The sequence below is a fragment of the Streptomyces sp. NPDC002566 genome (assembly GCF_042889585.1).
In the GTDB taxonomy this organism is placed as follows: Bacteria; Actinomycetota; Actinomycetes; order Streptomycetales; family Streptomycetaceae; genus Streptomyces.
This window is the reverse complement of sequence record NZ_JBIARD010000001.1, coordinates 1,412,857-1,431,519: the sequence shown is the minus strand read 5'-3', so window position 1 is coordinate 1,431,519 and position 18,663 is coordinate 1,412,857. Positions and strand designations below refer to the sequence as shown.

The 18,663-nt window shown below is 73.9% G+C and carries 13 protein-coding genes; 6 read left to right on the top strand and 7 right to left on the bottom strand.

The annotated features are described in order from the left end of the window. Positions 1 to 47: 47 nt before the first annotated feature. The 5 genes from ACFYXA_RS06305 to ACFYXA_RS06285 all read right to left on the bottom strand — a co-directional run bounded on the left by ACFYXA_RS06305 (position 48) and on the right by ACFYXA_RS06285 (position 6,918). Positions 48 to 1,760 carry a hypothetical protein gene (locus ACFYXA_RS06305; RefSeq protein WP_389028627.1) on the bottom strand — a complete coding sequence of 571 codons (1,713 nt, stop codon included), beginning with the start codon at positions 1,758 to 1,760 and terminating at the stop codon, positions 48 to 50. 165 nt (positions 1,761 to 1,925) lie between these two features. After that, complete coding sequence (locus ACFYXA_RS06300) at positions 1,926 to 4,133, bottom strand: DUF1996 domain-containing protein (protein WP_389028624.1); 2,208 nt, start codon at positions 4,131 to 4,133, stop codon at positions 1,926 to 1,928. Between the two features lie 298 nt (positions 4,134 to 4,431). Continuing rightward, entirely contained in the window at positions 4,432 to 4,980 is a 549-nt protein-coding gene (locus tag ACFYXA_RS06295) for an isochorismatase family cysteine hydrolase (RefSeq protein ID WP_389028621.1), read from the bottom strand. A 190-nt stretch (positions 4,981 to 5,170) separates the two neighbouring features. Beyond that, positions 5,171 to 5,335 (bottom strand): 50S ribosomal protein L33, encoded by a 165-nt coding sequence (rpmG, locus tag ACFYXA_RS06290; RefSeq protein ID WP_351096733.1) that lies wholly within the window; start codon positions 5,333 to 5,335, stop codon positions 5,171 to 5,173. A 338-nt stretch (positions 5,336 to 5,673) separates the two neighbouring features. Then, positions 5,674 to 6,918 (bottom strand): MFS transporter, encoded by a 1,245-nt coding sequence (locus ACFYXA_RS06285; protein ID WP_389028618.1) that lies wholly within the window; start codon positions 6,916 to 6,918, stop codon positions 5,674 to 5,676. Between the two features lie 56 nt (positions 6,919 to 6,974). Here ACFYXA_RS06285 and ACFYXA_RS06280 point away from each other — a divergent pair, with 56 nt between their 5' ends. From ACFYXA_RS06280 to ACFYXA_RS06270, 3 genes are all read left to right on the top strand, one after another. Further along, positions 6,975 to 7,616, top strand: coding sequence for a CGNR zinc finger domain-containing protein (locus ACFYXA_RS06280; protein WP_389028615.1), 642 nt, complete (start codon positions 6,975 to 6,977; stop codon positions 7,614 to 7,616). 42 nt (positions 7,617 to 7,658) lie between these two features. Beyond that, a complete protein-coding gene (locus tag ACFYXA_RS06275) occupies positions 7,659 to 7,985 on the top strand; it encodes a deoxyxylulose-5-phosphate synthase (protein ID WP_389028612.1) in 327 nt (108 codons plus the stop codon). 61 nt (positions 7,986 to 8,046) lie between these two features. Next, positions 8,047 to 8,739: a lipoprotein gene (locus ACFYXA_RS06270; RefSeq protein ID WP_389028609.1), complete on the top strand. Its 693-nt coding sequence runs from the start codon at positions 8,047 to 8,049 to the stop codon at positions 8,737 to 8,739. 70 nt (positions 8,740 to 8,809) lie between these two features. Here the strand turns inward: ACFYXA_RS06270 and ACFYXA_RS06265 are convergent, their stop codons facing one another. After that, entirely contained in the window at positions 8,810 to 9,655 is an 846-nt protein-coding gene (locus ACFYXA_RS06265; protein WP_389028606.1) for a DUF72 domain-containing protein, read from the bottom strand. A gap of 136 nt (positions 9,656 to 9,791) precedes the next feature. On the opposite strand from ACFYXA_RS06265, the gene ACFYXA_RS06260 reads away from it, so the two are divergent. From ACFYXA_RS06260 to ACFYXA_RS06250, 3 genes are all read left to right on the top strand, one after another. After that, complete coding sequence (locus ACFYXA_RS06260; RefSeq protein ID WP_389028603.1) at positions 9,792 to 12,356, top strand: SpoIIE family protein phosphatase; 2,565 nt, start codon at positions 9,792 to 9,794, stop codon at positions 12,354 to 12,356. Between the two features lie 260 nt (positions 12,357 to 12,616). Continuing rightward, on the top strand, positions 12,617 to 15,310 hold the full coding sequence (locus tag ACFYXA_RS06255; protein ID WP_389028600.1) for a SpoIIE family protein phosphatase: 2,694 nt from the start codon (positions 12,617 to 12,619) through the stop codon (positions 15,308 to 15,310). Between the two features lie 113 nt (positions 15,311 to 15,423). Continuing rightward, positions 15,424 to 16,788: an FAD-dependent oxidoreductase gene (locus tag ACFYXA_RS06250; protein ID WP_389028597.1), complete on the top strand. Its 1,365-nt coding sequence runs from the start codon at positions 15,424 to 15,426 to the stop codon at positions 16,786 to 16,788. Between the two features lie 76 nt (positions 16,789 to 16,864). Here the strand turns inward: ACFYXA_RS06250 and ACFYXA_RS06245 are convergent, their stop codons facing one another. Next, positions 16,865 to 18,604 (bottom strand): serine/threonine-protein kinase, encoded by a 1,740-nt coding sequence (locus tag ACFYXA_RS06245; RefSeq protein ID WP_389028594.1) that lies wholly within the window; start codon positions 18,602 to 18,604, stop codon positions 16,865 to 16,867. Positions 18,605 to 18,663: the final 59 nt, after the last annotated feature.

Genomic DNA, 18,663 nt, shown 5'->3' with positions numbered 1-18,663 from the left:
CGGCATGAAGGATCTTCGCGGCCGTCCGGCTCGGACAGCGCTGTCGATCAATTGTCCATGGCGCAGCAGCCGTCCGTCTCGGCGGGCCCGGCGCCGACGCCGTCGAGACGGCAGAAGCAGGACGCCTTCACGGGGACGTCGGCCACGGCGGCGGCGAACTTCAGTTGCTGGGCCACGAGCCGCGCCTCCTCCCGCTTGCCGAGGCGGACCAGGCACTCGTGGAGGCCGTGCAGGGACCACACGTTGCCGGGGTGCTGGGAGGGGCGCGGCAGCAGGTCGTCGAGGCCGAGGTCGGCGCGGTAGACGGCTTCGGCCTCCGCGATGCGGCCCCGCTCCAGCAGCAGCGCGCCGTACGCGTGCCGGGTGGGCTGCATCCATCCCCACGGCTCGTCGTAGGGGAGGCCGTCGTCCAGGGCGATCGACCGTTCCAGGGCGGCGAACGCGGCGTCGTGGCGGCCCTTGCGGTACTCCAGTTCGCCGTCGAGCATGGCGGCGGCGATGGCGAGGATGTCGGCGCAGGTGTTGTTGAAGAGCATCCGGGTCTCGGGCACCCGGGCGACGGCCTCGTGGAACAGGGTCCGCTCGTGCTCCGCCTCCTCGACGCGGCCGGTGGCGGAGAACGCCACGCCGCGCGCGTAGTGCCGCATGGCGGTGGTCATGCAGTACAGCCGCGGGTCGGAGGGCGCCGGCAGGTCGAGGACGTCGGCCCAGCGGCCGAAGCGGATCAGCACGTGCGCCCGCATGGTGAGGAAGGCCTCCAGCCAGTCCGCCATGGGCGGGCTCTCCACCCGCAGCAGTTTCTCCGGCAGGGCCGCCTCCAGCTGGGCGGTGGCGTCGAGGGCGACCTGGGACCGGCCGAGGAACATCGCGCCGTAGATCCTGAAGTGGTGGTTGTGCGCCCGGTAGAGGGTGTAGAAGTTCATCGCCCCGGCACGGGCGAGGTACCTCTCGTCGGCGGCGATCGCGCGCGTGTTGTCGGCGACGACCGCCCGGTAGTCCCCGCACAGCACCTCCAGGTGGGAGGGCATGTGCTGGAGGTGTCCGGCGTCGGGGACGAGGTCGCGCAGCCGGTCGGCGACGGACAGGGCGGCCTCGGGGGCCGGCGACATCTCCATCAGGTGGATGTGGAAGTGCAGGACGCCCGGGTGGTCGAGCGCGCCTTCGGCGGCGAGCGCCCGCTCCAGGACGGCCTTGGCCTCCAGCGTGCGCGCGCCCTCGGCGGGCTCGCCCGTGCGCAGGTCCCACAGCTGCCAGGGCGTCAGGTTCATCAGGGCGTCGGCGTACAGCGCGGCCACGTCGAGGTCGTCGGGGGCCAGTTCGTGGACGACGCGCATGGCGTCCGCGTACGGCGGGTTCCACACCGAGCAGTCCTCGGCGGGGCGGTCCTGCGGGTAGCGGGCGCGCAGCGCGCCGATGAGGGCCCGCTCCACGGGACTGGCGCCCGCGGCCGTCTCGTGGGCCTGCTCCACGGCGGCGTGGGCGCGGGCGACCGTGCGGCGCAGGTCCTGGTCGTCGAAGAACTCCCAGGGCTTGTTGTAGTTGGGGCCGAGCGCGTACGCGATGCCCCAGTACGCCATGGCGCAGTCGGCGTCGGCGCGGGCCGCGGCCTCGAAGCAGGCGACGGCCTCCTCGTGGTGGAAGCCGTACGACCAGACCAGGCCCCGGTCGAACCAGCGCTGGGCCTCGGCCGACGAGGTCGTGACGGGCCGGCCGTAGGAGCCGAGGTCGTAGTCGTAGCCGTCGGTTGGTGTGTGGTCCATGGCGCTCCCCTGGTCGCGCTGCGCACCGACCTCCCGGAGCCAGTGTCGCTCGGAGCGGCCCGTGGGGTCACTCCGAGCGACATATACCGTGCGGTCCGGCGGTGGGCGGCCACTCGTGTGCGGGTGCACCCGAACGCGCCGCCCCCGACGGGAGCCGCGGGCGCCTCAGTGGCGGCGGCTCGCGGCCCGGCGCAGGACGACGAAGCCGCCGATCACGAGGAGCCCGCCGGCGGCCGCGGGCCACAGGCTGGCGCCGGTGTCGGCCAGGCCGCCCTGGGCCTGCGGCGCGGGCAGGACGGGGGTGTCGCCCGCGTCGGCACCGCCCACAGCGCCCGCGACGATGGAGCTGTCCGAGATGTCCGAGCTGTCAGCACCGCCGGTGACGGCCGCGGGCGCGGCCTGGGTGGGAGCGGTCGCCGGAGCGCCGACCTCGCCCTGGCCTCCGCCGACCGCGGCGGGAGCGGACGCGGGGGGCGCCTGGGTCGACTTCGCGGTCGGCTGAGTGGCGGAACGGGGCTCGGCGGTGCGGGGTTCGGTGGTACGAGGTTCGTCGGTACGGGGTTCGGCGGTACGGGGCTCAGTGGTCCGGGGGGTGTCGGCCTTGCCCGTGTCGGCCTTGCCGGTGCCTGCCGTGGCGGCGTCGGTGCGGGGGTTCTGGGCGGGGGGCTGCTGGTTGTCGCCCTGGCCTGCGGCGTTGCCGGCGTTGTCACCGTTGCCGGTGTTGCCGTCGTTTCCGGCGTTCCCGTCGTTGTTCCCGCCGCCGGCGTTGTCGTTGCCACCGGCGTTGTCGTCGCCGGCGTTCCCGCCGTTGTCATTGCCGGCGTTCCCGCCGTTGTCGTTGTCGTTGCCGCCGGCGTTGTCGTCGCCGCCGTTGCCGTTGTCACCGCCGCCGTTGCCGCCGGCGCCCGCGCCGCAGGTGCGGCCGTCGTTGATGCAGTCGACCATCTCGTTCATCAGCTTCTCGTCGAAGACGTTGATGAAGTCGCCGTGGTCGGTGACCGCCTTGTGCAGCTGCTCGGGGAAGGAGTCCACCGCGAACAGCGGGGTCGTGCGGCCGCCGTCCTGGAGGCTGGGCGCGTCGACGTCGTAGACGATGCGCTGCACGAGCTGCGGGATGGCCCGGAAGCCGGCCGGGCAACTGCCGTCGGCGGCGGCGAACGCCACGTGGGTGCGGTGGTTGGCGCTGTCGATGTTGGCGCCGTCCCAGCAGCTCTGGAAGCGGAAGGTGCGCACCACGTCGCTGCCGTCCGGGCAGAGCGGGTACTTGTCCTTCAGCTGCCGGTCCTCGAAGCCCGTGCAGCTCCAGGACGCGTTGGCGTTGGCCGTGCCGTTGACGAACGCCTTGGCGTCGCCGGTGATGATGCGCAGCAGCCGCGGCATGGCCGTGACCTCGGACCGCGGGTTGCCGACGAAGGTGAGGGTGACGTCCTTCGGCGTGACGATCTTCCCGGCGTTGCCCTCGATGCCGCCGCCGGGCGAGTTGGCGTCCCGTTCCTGGTCGCCGTTCTGCAGGCGCAGGACGGGCCAGTAGTAGGTGGACTTGTCGCCCTGGTCGACGCAGGTGGTTGCGGCGTTCGCCAGGTCCTCGTCGGAGGCGAAGGCGTCGTTGGACTGGTTGCCGATGTAGTCGTGGAAGTGGTGGGCGCCGTTGGAGACGCCCGGGGCCACGATCACGTTGTCGGAGTTGAACAGACCGTTCGCGTTGACGCCGCAGCTGGAGGTGAAGGTGCCGCCGGAGGGGCCGGAGCCGGGGTCGGCGGGCTGCTGCGCGGGCTGGACGGCGGTGATGTCGGTGAAGTCGGCGGCCACGGGGCCGTTACCGGCCTGGCCGCCGTTGCCCTTCCCGCCGTTGCCGCCCTGCTGACCTCCGCCGTTCTGCTGACCGTCGCCCTGCCCCAGGTTCTGACCCTGGCCCTGGTTCTGACCCTGGTCCTGGCCCTGGTCCTGGTCCTGGCCCTGATCCTGGTTCCGGCCGTCGCCGCCCTGGTCTCCCTCGCCCGCGCGGTCGTCAGCGGTGCGCAGTGAGCACGCGGCGAGGTCCGAGAGGCCCTCCGGGCGTCCGCCGGCACGGTCGAGGGCGTTGCCGATGCGCTCGATGGTGGCGGCGCGCTTCTCCTTCAGCGGGTTCATCACCGCGTTGTCGGCGAAGCCGGCGTCCTGGCGAACGGCCTGCGCGTTGTCCTGCAGTTGGCGGTAGGCGGCGGCGATCTGCTCGTCCAGCAGGGCGAGTTCGCGGTCGACGTCTCCCGAGGCCTGCTCGGGCACGTTCGTCAGCCGGTTGCCGACGTCGGGGCAGTCGATGGTGACGGAGCCCGAAGTCCAGGGCCCGCCGGCGCCGTCCTCGCTCGCGGAGGCGTAGACGTTCGCGGCCATCAATCCGCCACCGCCCAGAATCAACGCGACCGCGGCGAAGGTCGCTCGCCTCCCGCCTGTCGGGCGTCTGCGGCTGTTGTGTCCCACGGAGTGCTCCAAAGCTTCGTCGGCGGCCAGGGCATGGAATCCCCCCGGCCCAATACGCAGCCGGACACAGTTGTGTTCAACAGAAACAGAAATTCACAGTAAGCTCTCGGCGGAAAGCGCTGTCTACCCAGGTCGCAGCCTTTTCGCCGATTCACGGGCGCGCAAGGCCCGGACGCCGGACACCGGTCCGCCCCACTTTGCTGACGACCCGTCAGGTACCGTCCTCGGCCCAGAGTTCAGAGCTGTCGCAGACGCGCGCTCCCATGTTCCGCTCCATCATCTGCAGGGCGGCGTCGGCGAGATCGGCGTGGATGTGGGCCACGGCGTCGCTGGGCACGATCACGTTCAGATGGCGGATGTGGGCGTCCAGGGCCGAGTACAGGACGCATTGTTCGGTGACCTGGCCGCAGAGGACGAGCCGGTCGATGCCCTCCTGGTGGAGGAGATAGCCCAGCGGGGTCTCGAAGAAGATCGAGTGACGGGCCTTCATGACGAACAGGGAGTCGTCGTCGGGACGCAGCGGTTCCACGAGGTCGGCGTGCGGTCCGGAGAGGGCGGCGTTGAGAAGCTCGCCGTGGTGGGAACGCCACTGGCCGAAGTTGTCGTTGACGTAGACGACGGGGACGTCGGCACGGCGCGCCCGCTCGAGGAGTCCGGCGATCACCGGGACCGTCTCGCGCGCGGACGGCAGAAGCAGCTCGACGTCCTTGTGGTCGTAGGTGTTGATCATGTCGATGAGGATCAGTGCGGTCTTGCCCATGCCGGATGGGTCCCCTCATCGGGCCTGCTGGATCCCGGCCGGGGTGGACATGGGGGAAGTCGGCGCCGGCCGGGAGCGGACCGGGTCCCCGGGAGGGCCAGGTCCGCTCCACCACCGTAGAACGATCAGCCCCGGTCCGCCCGGTGAGCGCGGACCGGGCGCTTCGACCCCTGAGGGGTCCTGACCGTCGTCAGCGCTGTTCGCGGAAGTCGACGTGCCGCCCGACGACGTGGTCGTACTTGCGCAGGACCAGACGGTCGGCGTCGTTGAGCCGGTTCTTGCGGGTCACGTAGGTGACCCCGGTGCCGGCCGTCGACCTCAGGGTGACGACGGGGCGGGCTGTGCTGCGTGCCATGGGTGCCTCCTCTCACCGGCATCGCCCTCATTGAGCGGGGCATGCCAGTCATGGGCTGCAACAGCGGACTCTGGGCCGGCATTCCCGGTGCGCTCGGCGCTCCCGGCAGCTCGGGGTTCCCGGCGGCTCGGCGCACCGCGGCCCAGGCGGCCCGACGCTCCCAGCAGCTCGGCGCACCGCGGCCCAGGCGGCCCGGCATTCCCGGCGCTCCCGGCAGCTCAGCCCACCGCACGACCCAGGCGGCCCGGCATTCCCGGCGCTCCCGGCAGCTCAGCCCACCGCACCACCCAGGCAGCCCGGCGTTCCCGGCAGCTCACCTCGGCACCCCCCTTCGCGCCTCACCCCCGCCCCGTCGTCATCCGCGCCGCGACGAGGTGGAGCGCCGCCGCGACCAGCAGGGCGCCCGTCAGCGACCGCGCGCCGATCGCACCGCCCGCGGCCGCGCCCAGCGCGAACCCGGTGATCTTCGCGCTGGCCCCCGTGGTGAAGACCTGGCCGCGCAGCCGCTCCGGTGTCTCCCGATGCCGTACGGCGAACAGTCCGGCGAGCTGCGGCCCCTCACCGGCGCCGATCGTCAGGGCGGCGGCCACGACGAGGGCGGCCGCGAACCCGTCCCACGCAGCCGCAGGTCCCGCTGCCGCCGCCAGTGCGACCCCGGCCGCCTGGAGCAGCGCCCCCGCGCGCATCACCCGGACCGGGTCCACATCCGGCGCCCGACGCGCGTGGACGGCGTTCGCGGCGAGAGCAGAACCGGCGGCGAGGGCCGGCAGCAGAGCCCCGTCGGCCGCTCCCCCGAGGGCGCGCTCACCCAAGAGGGGGACGCAAGCCGTCAGCGCGCCCTGCCCGACGGCGGAGACGACCGAACCGAGGGTGACCGCGGCCAGCACCGGACGCGCGAGAACGTACCGGGCGCCGACGAGGACACGCGCTCTCAAGGAACCTTTTCCCGGGCCCCTTTCGGCCTCGGGCGGAGCCACGGACGCGGCCCGCCCGACACGGGCCTCCGCGGAACCCCCGGAACCCCCGGAACCCCCGGCGCCACTCCCCGCCGACCGCAGCGCGGCCGGGACCGCCGCGCAGATCAGGGTGACCGCCGTCGCCACCGCGGCCTGCGCGTTCGACAGGCGGGCGACGAGGGCCGCGAGGAACGGGCCGGTCAGGCTCGCGGCGTCGAACGTCATCGCGTCGAGGGCGGCGGCACGGGGCGTCGTCGTGGGCATCCGGGTCGTCCAGCCGGCGGACAGCGCCGGGCCCGGGAGCCCGGTGAGGACGGCGAGCAGAAGGGTGACGGGGAACGGAAGGCGGTCGAGGGTCAGCAGGACGGCCGTCAGACCCAAGGCGTGCAGGGCGAGGGCCGCCGCCAGCAGCCGGCCCGGCCGCTCGGTCCGGTCCAGGAGGACGCCCAGGACGGGCCCGCCGACCGCGGCGGCCACCGTGGCGGCGGCGAGCAGCACGGACGCCCGGGCAGCGGAGCCGGTGACGGCGTACGCCGCGAGCAGCAGCGCCGGCCCGGCCATCTCGTCGCCCGTGCGGGCGGTGAGGGCGCCGGTCAGATACCAGGACAGTGGGTAACGCTTCTTCACCGACTGGACGTTACGTCGGTAACTCAAACCCTCTCAACATGCGTTACATTGCTCGTGTGCTGCCCCCCACCGACGACTGGTCCACCCGGCACTCCGTCCTCGCGGTCGCCCGCCGCACCGCCGACCTGCTCAACGTCCTCCCCGAGGAACGCGACGAACGTGGGGAAGGCGAGGAGCGCGCCGACCCCGACAAGCCGAACCTGCCGTCAGAGCCGCCCGGCCCCGCTGCCGTCGCCGCGGTCGCCGAGGTCCTGCGCGCGCACGGCGAGCCCGAGCCGCTCGACCTCACGCCGGACGACGTCGACGGGATGCGCGCCGCGGCCACGCGCCTGCGTGCGGTGTTCGCCGCGCGGGACGCCGACAGCGCCGCGGCCGTGCTCAACGGGCTGCTCCGCGAGCACACGGGCGCGCTGCGGCTCACCTCCCACGCGGGGCGCACCCCCTGGCACCCGCATGTCGACCGCGCGGACGACGGGCCGTGGGACGAGTGGTTCCTCGCCTCCTCCTGTCTGGCGCTGACGGTGCTTCTGTGGGACCGTCAGCGGCCGCCCGGCCGGGTGTGCGCCTCGCCGTCCTGCGACCGCGTCTTCATCGCCCAGGGCAGCGGCCCCGACCGCCGCTACTGCTCCCGCCGCTGCGCCACCCGGGAACGCGTCGCCGCCCACCGCCGCGCCGCCCGCTCCCCCGAGCCGAGCTGAATGGTGAGGCGCGCCCGCACGGCAGACGTCTACCCTGCCGCCATGCCCCAAGGGAAGACCGCGTACGTGTGCCTGCCGTGCCGCGCCTCGTACAAGCAGCAGTACGGCGTCGAGCGTGAGCGGCGCTGTCCGCGCTGCGCCCGCGTGTTGATCCACGCGGGCTCGGCGTTCGCCCCGCCCCGACGGCGGGACAAGGACGCCTGGCGGGCGCTGTCCGTCGTGCTCAACGCGGGCATCGGGTTCCACAAGAGCTGCTGCGGCGGCCCCGGTTGGCGGCCGCGCAGCCTCCGCGAGGTCAAGGAACGCACCGCGTACGCCCACCGCACCGGCATGCCGATCGCCCGCGCGCTCCTGCGCTACGACGTGTGACCCCGTACCGGGACCCCGCCCTCGGATACAGTGCTCCGCCGGTATCGAGAGGAGAACAGCGGTGCGCTTCGGGGTGGGGAACGGGTTGCGGGGGCTGGCAGTCGCCGCCGTGCTGACGGGGTTGACGACGGGATGCGGCGAGGAGGGGAAGGGCTCGGCCGGGAGCGAGGTGTCCGCCGGGGCCTCCGCTGCGGCGAAGCCGCCGGCTGCCGGGCCGGCCGCGGCGGCGAGCGGTGGCAGCGTGGGCGCGGACGGTTCCGCCTGTGAGCTGCCCGTCACCTTCGACACGGCGAAGGCGTGGAAGGCGAAGGCCGTCGCCGCCGCCGACCAGAAGGGCGACACGGGCAACGCGCTGGCCGACGAACTCGCCGACGCGCTCCTGCACCAGGGGCCCGTCACCATGGCCTGCGAGATCGACGCCAAGCCCGCCGGGAACATCGGCTACCTGCGGGTCTGGACCGGCAAGCCGGGCGGCGCCGACGCGCGCACCGTGCTGGAGCAGTTCGTCGCCGCCGAGCCGGGCTCCGGCAAGGCCAGGTACAGCGCGTTCAAGGCGAGCGGACTGACGGGCGCTGAGGTCGAGTTCCTCACCTACAGCAAGATCATGGAGGAGTCCAAGAAGGAGCGGGCCCTCGCCGTGACCACGCCCGACGGCCCGGTCGTCCTGCACCTCGGCGGTCTGGACACCGGGGAGCACGAGGCGATGCTCCCGGCGTTCGAACTCGCCAAGAGGACGCTGAAGAAGACGACCTGACGAAGCGACCGACCGCGGCCGGGCCGCGGCGGCGATGTCCGTGAGGGCACCGGCCGTCGCGGCCGCCCCCTCAGCGGCCGAGCAGCTCCCGCATCCGGGTGGCCGCCCGTACGGCCGCGTCGGCGCAGCAGTTGTTGAACAGCGCGTGCACCCGTTCGGCCCGCGCGGCCAGCGCCCGCACCCTGGGCACCCACTCGCGCAGCTCGTCGTCGCTGTACTCGTGCCGGAAGCGGTCCTCCTTGCTGCCCGTCCCCCAGGCGCTGCTGCGGCCGTGGAACCTCACGACCGACAACCGGCCGGAGGTGACGGGGGTGACGGGCGGGATCGCCGAGGGCAGCGACGGCTCCATGTCGACGGCGACGGCGGCGAACCCGTACGAGCGCAGCAGTTCGGCCGTCTCGGCCTCCCGCTCGCCGCACCACCAGTCCGGGTGCCGGAACTCGACGCTGACCGGCCAGCCCGCCGTGCGCTCGGCGCACTGGGCGAGGATCTCGCGCGCCCGGACGCCGGGCCGCAGCCAGGGCGGGAACTGGAACAGGACGGCGCCGAGCCGCCCCGCCTCCCGCAGCGGCCGGATGCCGTCGGTGAACCGCCGCCACACCTCGTCCAGGGTCCTCGGGTCGCGCGGGTCGCCGGGCAGCCCGGCGGGCAGGACGGCGGACCGGGTGGGGTGACCGGTGAGCAGGGAGAAGGCCTTCACGTCGAACACGAACCCGTCGGGGGTGCGCTCCGTCCACAGGCGGCTGTTGCGCTCGGAGGGCAGGGCGTAGTACGTGGAGTCCACCTCGACGACCGGGAAGCGCTCGGCGTAGTGCCGTAACCGCCCCTCCGCGTCCCGTCGCCCGGTCGGGTACCAGCCGCTGCCGACCAGCGCGCGGTCCGTCCAGGAGCAGGAGCCGATCAATATCTCACCCATGGCGGGCGGTTACCCCGGCCGGCGGCGCGCAGACGGACGGCTTCGGGACGCCGGCGGCGCACCGGGATGCGCGCCGCCGTCGGTGTGGCGCATTCTTGCTGTGTCGCCCGCGGGGCGGCGCAGGGACGAGGTGGCGATGACTGCGAGCGCCGGGGACGAGCGGGAGCCGCCCGGGCCGCCGGCCGCGTTGCTGGCCGAGGTCACGGCGGAGGCCCTGTGCGCCGCGCAGGGGTACGCCGCGGGCGTGTACCTGTGTTCCCGCAGCCCGCGCATGCTGCGGCTGGCGGTCCTCTCCGGCCTGCCCGGGCCGTTGTTCCGCCCGTGGTGGCGGGTGCACCTGGAGCGGCCGTTCCCGGTGGGCGACGCGCACCGGCTGGGCACGCCGGTGGTGCTGGCCAACGCCACCGAGGCGATGCGCCGGTACCCGCAGTTCGCGGCGGGGCTGCCGTTCCAGTTCGGGACGCTCAACGTGCCGGTCGTGGCGGAGGGCCACGCCTTCGGGGTGATGACCGTCCTGCGGCCCGCGGCCTCCGACGCCGGGGAGATCCAGGAGCAGGTTGAGCGGCTCGCCCGGGTGGCCGACTCCCTGGCGGCGGCACTGCTGCGGTCGCTGCCGGAGGGCAGCGCCGTGACCTGGGACGACGAGCCGCTGTGCGTGCGCCCGCCGGCCGCCGGCCCGGCGCCGGGGCGGGTGGGGCGCCTTACATGGGACCCGGCGGGCGACTCCGTCACCACCGACGAGTGTGCGCGCGTCCTTCTGGGTCTCGCGCCGGACCGGCCGCCGGACACCCTGAGCGCGCTGTCCCGTGCCGTGGACCCGGTGGACGCCCACCGGCTGCCGGGGCTGCTGCGCGAGGCCGCGCGGGGCAGGCCGCCGCCCCGGCCGGTCCAGGTCCGCACCGCCCACGGGGGCGTGCGGCTGCTTCAGCTGTGGGCGCCCCCGTCGAACGCGCCCACACCGGTCAGCGGCGTCCTCATCGACCCGGCCCCCGGCTCGCTCGCCGACGGGGCGGCCGACCTCCTGCCCGAGGGGGTGTTCTGCCTGGACCGGCTCGGGCTGGTCGTCTACGCCAACGCGCGCGCCGCGCACCTGCTGGGCGTGGAACGGACCCGGATGCTGGGCCGGTCCCTGTGGGACGCCGTGCCCTGGCTGGGCCAGCCGGCCTGCGAAGAGCATCTGCGCGGTGCGCTGCTGTCGCCGGAGGCGGTGCACTTCCACATCCGCCGGCCGCCGCCTCCGCCCGCGGAGGGCGGCGACGCCGGCGCGCGGTCCGGTCCACGGCCGTACGAGGGCGACTGGCTGAGCATGGCCGTCTACCCGGGGCCGGACCTGCTGACCTGTACCGCCGTTCCGGCCAGCCGCGTCCCGCACGACCCGCGGCGGCCCGCGCCCGCAGGGGTGACCGCAGCGGCGGCCCAAGGGGTCGACGGTGCGGTGCCCGACGCAGAGGCGGACGTCCCGGCGCCGGACGCGGCCGCCTCGACGGCGCCGGCGTACCGCCCGATCGTGCTGGCCATCGCGCTGACCGAGGCGGTGACGGCCCGACAGGTGTCGGCGGTGGTCATGCAGGAGCTGCTGCCCGCGTTCGGCGGCCGCCGGCTGGCCATCTACCTGCTCCAGGAACGGCATCTGTACCTGGCGTGGGAGACCGGCTTCCCCGAGGGTTTCCTCGCGCCGTTCGAGGGAGTGGGCCTGGACGCGCGGCTGCCCGGCGTGGAGACGCTGACCACCGGGCGGCCGCTGTTCTTCGACTCGATGCGGCAACTGGCCGACGCCTACCCGGGCATCCCGCTGGACGCGGAGGTCGGCGCCCGCGCGTTCCTGCCGCTGATCGCCTCGGGCCGCCCGGTCGGCTCGTGCATCCTCGGCTTCGACGGCCCGCGCAGCTTCGGCTCCGAGGAGCGCACGGTCCTGACCGCGCTGGCCGGTCTGATCGCGCACGCGATGGAGAAGGCCCGGCGCTACGACACCGAGGCCGCCCTCGCTCGCGGCCTCCAGCAGGCGCTGCTCCCCCGGCGGCTGTCGCAGCACGCGGGCGTGGAGACCGCGGGCCGCTATCTGGCCGGCACGGAGGGCATGGAGGTGGGCGGGGACTGGTACGACGTCGTGGAGGCGGGCGACGGGCTCGCCCTGGTCATCGGGGACGTACAGGGCCACGGAGTGCAGGCGGCGGCCACCATGGGCCAACTGCGCAGCGCGGTACGGGCGTTCGCGTTGGGGGACCGGCCGCCGGAGGAGGTCATGGGCGGCACCAACCTGCTCCTCATCGACCTCGACCCCGGCCAGTTCGCCAGTTGCTGCTACGTCCGTCTCGACCCCGTCACCGGTCTGGCGCGGGCGGTGCGCGCCGGGCACCCGCTGCCGTTGCTGCGCCACGTCGACGGCCGCACGGAGGTGGTGGACCTGCGGGGCGGGGTCGTCCTCGGGGTGGACCCGCGCGCGCACTACCCGGTGACGGAACTGCGCCTGGATCCCGGCGCGATCCTCGCCCTGTACACGGACGGGCTGGTGGAGCGCCCCGGCCAGGACATCGACGACGGGGTCACGGACCTGCGGTCGGCTCTCTCCGCCGCCGGTGCGCCCGGCCGCCCGCTGGCCGAGGTGGCCGACCGCCTCACCGCGGCGCCACGCCGAACCGCCGACCGCCCCGACGACATAGCCCTCCTCCTGGCCACCCGCCTCCCGGCGCACCGCACCTGACCACCCCACACCAGCACGCGCGAACCACCCCGCCGGCACCCCGCGCAAACCCCGTCGGGCCCCCACAAGATCACCGTCATCCGCACGAGGCGGCCACGACCACCCGGCGCCGTACACACCTCGCCGCCCGCGCAACCCGCACCCACCCGCGCAAACCGCCCCTCGCCCGCCTGGCCGCACGGGACGGCCGGGCACGCCACAGTCCTTCACGCTGCGTAACGCCCCTCGCCTCATTCGGCCGGGCAGTGTAGACATGGCACATGGTCCGACTCCTGGGGCGATCGGATGCCCGGCCGGCCCGTCGTCCCCGGGACCCGAAGGGGCGGCGCACGCCGGAGACCGCGCTCGGGCGGCGCAGTCTCGCCGCGCAGGTGTTCGTCCTGCAGGTGGTCGTCGTTCTGCTGCTCGTCGTCGCGGCGGTGGTCGCGCTGGTGCTCCAGGCACGGCACGACACCACGCAGGAGGCCCGCAACCGCTCGCTCGCCGTCGCCCAGACCTTCGCCAACTCACCCGGGATCGTCGCGGCGTTGCGCAGTCCCCACCCCACACTCCTTCTGCAGCCGCGCGCCGAGGAGGCGCGCGAGGCGGCGGACGTCGACTTCATCGTCGTGATGAGCACCGACGGCATCCGCTACACGCACCCCAAGCCGGACCGCATCGGCAAGAAGTTCGTGGGGTCGCTGAAAGCGGCGCAGGAGGGCGGCACGATCGTCGAGGAGATCGAGGGGACGATCGGCCGGCTCGTGCAGGCGGTGGTGCCGGTGAAGGGGCCGGACGGCAAGGTCGTAGGCCTGGTGTCCGCCGGCATCACCACGGCCCGCGTCGGCGGCAACGCCGACCGCCAGCTGCCCCTGGTGCTGACCACCGCCGGCGTCGCCCTCGCCCTGGCCATGGGCGGCACCGCGCTGGTCAGCCGCCGGCTGCTGCGGCAGACGCACGGTCTGGGCCCGCGGGAGATGACCCGCATGTACGAGCATCACGACGCGGTCCTGCACGCCGTACGGGAAGGGGTCATCATCGTCGGCGGGGAGGGCGATCTGCTGCTCGCCAACGACGAGGCGCACCGCCTGCTGAACCTGCCGCCGGACGCCGAGCGCCGCAGCGTCCTCGCCCTGGGCCTGGACGCGGACATGGCCGCGCTGCTCGCCTCCGGGCGGACGGTCACCGACGAGGTGCGCCTGGTCGGGGACCGGCTGCTGGCGATCAATCAGCGGCCCACCCACGTGGCGGGCGGTCCGGCCGGCAGTGTCGCCACGCTGCGCGACTCCACGGAGCTGCGCGCCCTGTCGGGCCGGGCCGAGGCGACCCGTGAGCGTCTGGATCTGCTGTACGCGGCCGGGGTGACCGTCGGGACCAGCCTGGACGTGTCCCGCACGGCGGAGGAGCTGGCGGAGCTGGCCGTGCCGAGGTTCGCCGACTTCGCGGCGGTGGACCTCTTCGACGCCGTGCTGGAGGGCGAGGAGCCGGACGCGCGGGCCACGCTGCGGCGCACGGCGATCAGCGCGGTCCGCAAGGGCGCTCCGCTGTACGCGGTGGGTGAGCGGATCCGGTTCGTCGACAGCGCACCGCAGGCGCGCACCCTGCTCTCCGGGCGGGCCGTGCTGGAGGCGCGGCTCAACCGGGCGCCGGGCTGGCGGGCGCAGGACCTGGAGCGGACCGAGCAGGTCGTGGAGTTCGGCATCCACTCGCTGATCACGGTGCCGGTGCGGGCGGGCTCGCTGTTGCTGGGTGTGGTCAGCTTCTGGCGGTCGGAGCGGCCCGCGCCGTTCGATCCGGAGGAGGTCGTCCTCGCGGAGGAGCTGGTGGCGCGCGCGGCCGTGTCCATCGACAACGCGCGCCGCTTCACCCGGGAGCACGGCATGGCGGTCACGCTGCAGCGCAGCCTGCTGCCGCGCAGCCTGCCCGAGCAGGGCGCGCTGGACATCGCGTACCGCTATCTGCCGGCGCAGGCCGGCGTGGGCGGCGACTGGTTCGACGTGCTGCCGCTGTCCGGCGCGCGGGTCGCGCTCGTCGTGGGGGACGTCGTCGGGCACGGGCTGCACGCGGCGGCCACCATGGGCCGGCTGCGCACCGCCGTGCACAACTTCTCCTCCCTGGACCTCGCGCCGGAGGAGCTGCTCGGGCTGCTGGACGAGTTGGTGGCGCGGATCGACCAGGACGAGACGACGGACGGCGGCGCCGCCCCGGTCACCGGCGCGACCTGCCTGTACGCCATCTACGACCCGGTGTCGCGGCGGTGCTCCGTGGCCCGCGCCGGGCATCCGCCGCCGGCGCTGGTGCATCCGGACGGCCGGGTGGAGTACCCGGACGTGCCGGCCGGTCTGCCGCTCGGGCTGGGCGGGCTGCCCTTCGAGACGGCCGAGCTGGAGCTGGCGGAGGGCAGCCGGCTGGTGCTGTACACCGACGGGCTGGTGGAGGACCGGGGGCAGGACATCGACACGGGTCTGGAGCGGCTGCGCACCGCGCTGGGGCGGGCCGACGGCTCCCCGGAGGAGACCTGCCAGACGGTCCTGGAGTCGCTGCTGCCGGCCCGCCCGAACGACGACATCGCGCTGATCGTCGCCAGGACCCGGGCGCTGGGCGCGGACCGGGTCGCCGAGTGGGAGGTCCCGATGGACCCCGCGGCGGTGGGCGAGGTGCGGGCGGCGGTGGCGCGGCAGCTGGCGCGGTGGGAGCTGGAGGAGCTGTCGTTCACGACGGAGCTGATCCTGAGCGAGCTGGTCACCAACGCGATCCGCTACGGCGGCGGTCCGGTGCGGGTGCGCCTGCTGCGGGACCGTACGCTGATCTGCGAGGTCTCCGACACCAGCAACACCTCGCCGCATCTTCGGTACGCGGCGATGACGGACGAGGGGGGCCGGGGTCTGTTCCTGGTCGCCCAGCTCACCGACCGCTGGGGCACGCGCTACACCCCCGAGGGCAAGGTGATCTGGGCGGAGCAGCCGCTGCCCTGAAGGTCATAAATGATGCTTATGAGTCCATAGACCGGACCCCCGTACCGAGTAAGGTATGCCTCAGTTTAGGCTTCCCCCGAGTCGATCTGTCGCCGCTCGAAGGGAACCTGATCATGCCCCGCCCCCTGCGGGTAGCCATCGTCGGAGCCGGCCCCGCCGGGATCTACGCCGCCGACGCGCTGCTCAAGTCCGATGTGGCCGCCGAGCCCGGTGTGTCCATCGACCTCTTCGAGCGGATGCCGGCCCCGTTCGGACTGATCCGTTACGGCGTGGCCCCGGACCACCCCCGGATCAAGGGCATCATCACCGCCCTGCACCAGGTGCTCGACAAGCCGCAGATCCGCCTCTTCGGCAACGTCGACTACGGCACGGACGTCAACCTGGACGATCTGCGCGCCTTCTACGACGCCGTGATCTTCTCCACCGGCGCGATGGCCGACCGCGACCTGCCGATCCCGGGCGTCGACCTGGACGGCTCCTACGGCGCGGCCGACTTCGTCTCCTGGTACGACGGCCACCCGGACGTGCCGCGCACCTGGCCGCTGGAGGCGGAGAAGGTCGCCGTCCTCGGCGTCGGCAACGTCGCGCTCGACGTGGCCCGCGTCCTGGCCAAGACCGCGGACGAACTGCTGCCCACCGAGATCCCGGCCAACGTCTACGAGGGACTGAAGGCCAACAAGGCGCTGGAGATCCACGTCTTCGGCCGCCGCGGCCCGGCGCAGGCGAAGTTCTCCCCGATGGAGCTGCGGGAGCTGGACCACTCCCCCAACATCGAGGTCATCGTCGACCCGGAGGACATCGACTACGACGAGGGCTCGATCCAGACCCGGCGCGGCAACAAGCAGGCCGACATGGTCGCCAAGACGCTGGAGAACTGGGCGATCCGCGATGTCGGCGAGCGCCCGCACAAGCTGTTCCTGCACTTCTTCGAGTCGCCCACGGAGATCCTCGGCGAGGATGGCAAGGTCGTCGGCCTGCGCACCGAGCGCACCGTCCTGGACGGCACCGGCAACGTCAAGGGCACCGGCGAGTTCAAGGACTGGAGCGTCGGCGCGGTCTACCGCGCGGTCGGCTACCTCTCCGAGAAGCTGCCCAAGCTGCCCTGGGACCTCGACTCGGGCACCGTCCCGGACGAGGGCGGCCGCGTCATCGAGGAGAGCGGCGCGCACCTGAAGTCGGTGTACGTCACCGGCTGGATCCGGCGCGGTCCGGTCGGCCTGATCGGCCACACCAAGGGCGACGCCAACGAGACAGTGTCGAACCTGCTGGCCGACTTCGCGGGCGACCGTCTGCAGACCCCCGGCTCTCCCGAGCCTGAGGCCGTGGACGCGTTCCTCGCCGAGCGTGGCGTCCGCTTCACCACCTGGGAGGGCTGGTACAAGCTGGACGCCGCCGAGAAGGCGCTGGGCGAGCCGCAGGGCCGAGAGCGCGTGAAGATCGTCGAGCGTGAGGACATGCTGCGGGAGAGCGGCGCGTGAGTCCGTACGCGTATCCGTACGCGTAGAGGAGAAGGGGTCCGGAGGCAGTCGCCTCCGGGCCCCTTCTCCGTGCGGCTCAGCCGCCGCCGTCCTCGCGCGGGTGGGTCTCGATGACCTTGCCGTGCACGTCGGCTTTCAGGTAGGCGCTGCCGTAGTCGTCCGAGAAGTAGACGTTGACCGTGGGGTCGGAGCCGAAGACGGTGGAACCCGGGTCGACCAGCAGGTAGCGGTTGACCGGCTGCGGCACGTGCAGTGTCCGGCCGGCGCCGGCGAGCAGCGCGGCCACGGCGTTCCAGTCGAACGCGGCCAGGTCGACGGGGATGTCGCCGTTCATGACGGTGCCGCCGGGCCCGTCCTTCACCGCCACGTCGCGGCCGCGGTAGATGTACCGGTCGTAGAGCTTCGGGCGGCCCTTCACGGGCGCGTCGGCCAAGGCGTAGTCGTCGTAGACGATGAGGCCGGTGACCTTGCCGCCGCCCATGGCGTCGGTCAGCTTCGCCGTGGTGGTGCGCAGGCCGCCGGCGGTGAGGAGGTGCACGTCGCCGTCGCCGTCGGTCGCGTCGGCCTTGGCCGCGCCGGGTGTGGCCGCCGCCTCGGCGCCGTGCGACGCGGTCGGCCCCGCCGCGCCGGGGGACGACGAGTCCGTCCCGGCGGCGCGGTCGTCCCGTCCGCCGAGTCCGGGCAGCAGCGTGTACCCGAGCACACCGGCGAGGACCACGCCGACGACGCCCGCGCTCCCCGCCGCCACCCGGCCGCGGCGCGACCGCGCGGGCCGGACCGGGGGGCTGACGGTCCTGCCGCCGGCGCCGGCCCAGGGCGCGCCGGGGTGCGAGGGGGCCAGGGGGTACGGCGGCGCGGGGGCGGGCCCGGTCGGGAACGCGCCGGGGGTGGGGGGCGCGAGCGGATAGGAGGTCGCGCCGGGGACGGGCGGCGGGGGTGCGACGGGGGCGCCGGGGGCGCCGGGACGGGGCGTTCCCGCTTCCGCCGCGGTGGTCAGCATCCGGTCGACCCGGTCGGCGTCGGGGCGGCTGCGCGGGTCCCTGACGAGGAGGGCCGTGAGGACTCCGGTCAGGGGGCCGGCGCGGCGCGGGGCCGGCACGTCCTCGCCGAGCACGGCGGCCAGCGTGGCCAGGGTGCTCGCGCGGCGCAGCGGATGGTGGCCCTCGACGGCGACGTAGAGCAGCATGGCCAGCGACCACAGGTCGGCCGCCGGACCGCCCTCCTTGCCGCTGACCCGCTCGGGAGCCATGAAGTCGGGTGAGCCGATGACGGCGCCGGTGGCGGTGAGCCCGGTGAACTCGTGTACGGCGGCGATGCCGAAGTCGGTGAGGACGGGCCGGCCGTCGGGCCGGAGCAGCACGTTGGCCGGCTTGACGTCACGGTGTTCGATGCCGACGGCGTGCGCGGCGCGCAGCGCGGACAGCAGCTCGCGGCCGAGCCGTGCGGCGTCCACGGGGGCCAACGGTCCCTGCTCCAGGCGGTCCTGGAGCGAACCGCCCGTCACCAGCTCCATCACGAGCCACGGATAGGTTCCCTCGCCGCCGTCGACGATGTGGTGGATCGTCACGACGTTGGGATGGTGGACGCGCGCCAGCGCGCGAGCCTCCCGCAGGACGCGCTCACGCAGGACACGCGCCCCCTCGGGGTCGTGCGCCGCCAGCGCAGGATCCGGGGGCCGTACCTCCTTCACCGCCACGTCGCGGTGCAACGCCAGGTCGCGGGCGCGCCAGACCACGCCCATGCCCCCGCCGCCGAGCCGCTCGACCAGCTCGAACCGGCCGTCGACCACACGTCTGCCGTAACCCCCTGTGCTCATAAGGGGGAGCTTAGGGGTATGCCGTGTGGACGGGCGCGTCGGCCAGAGGGAGCAGGGCG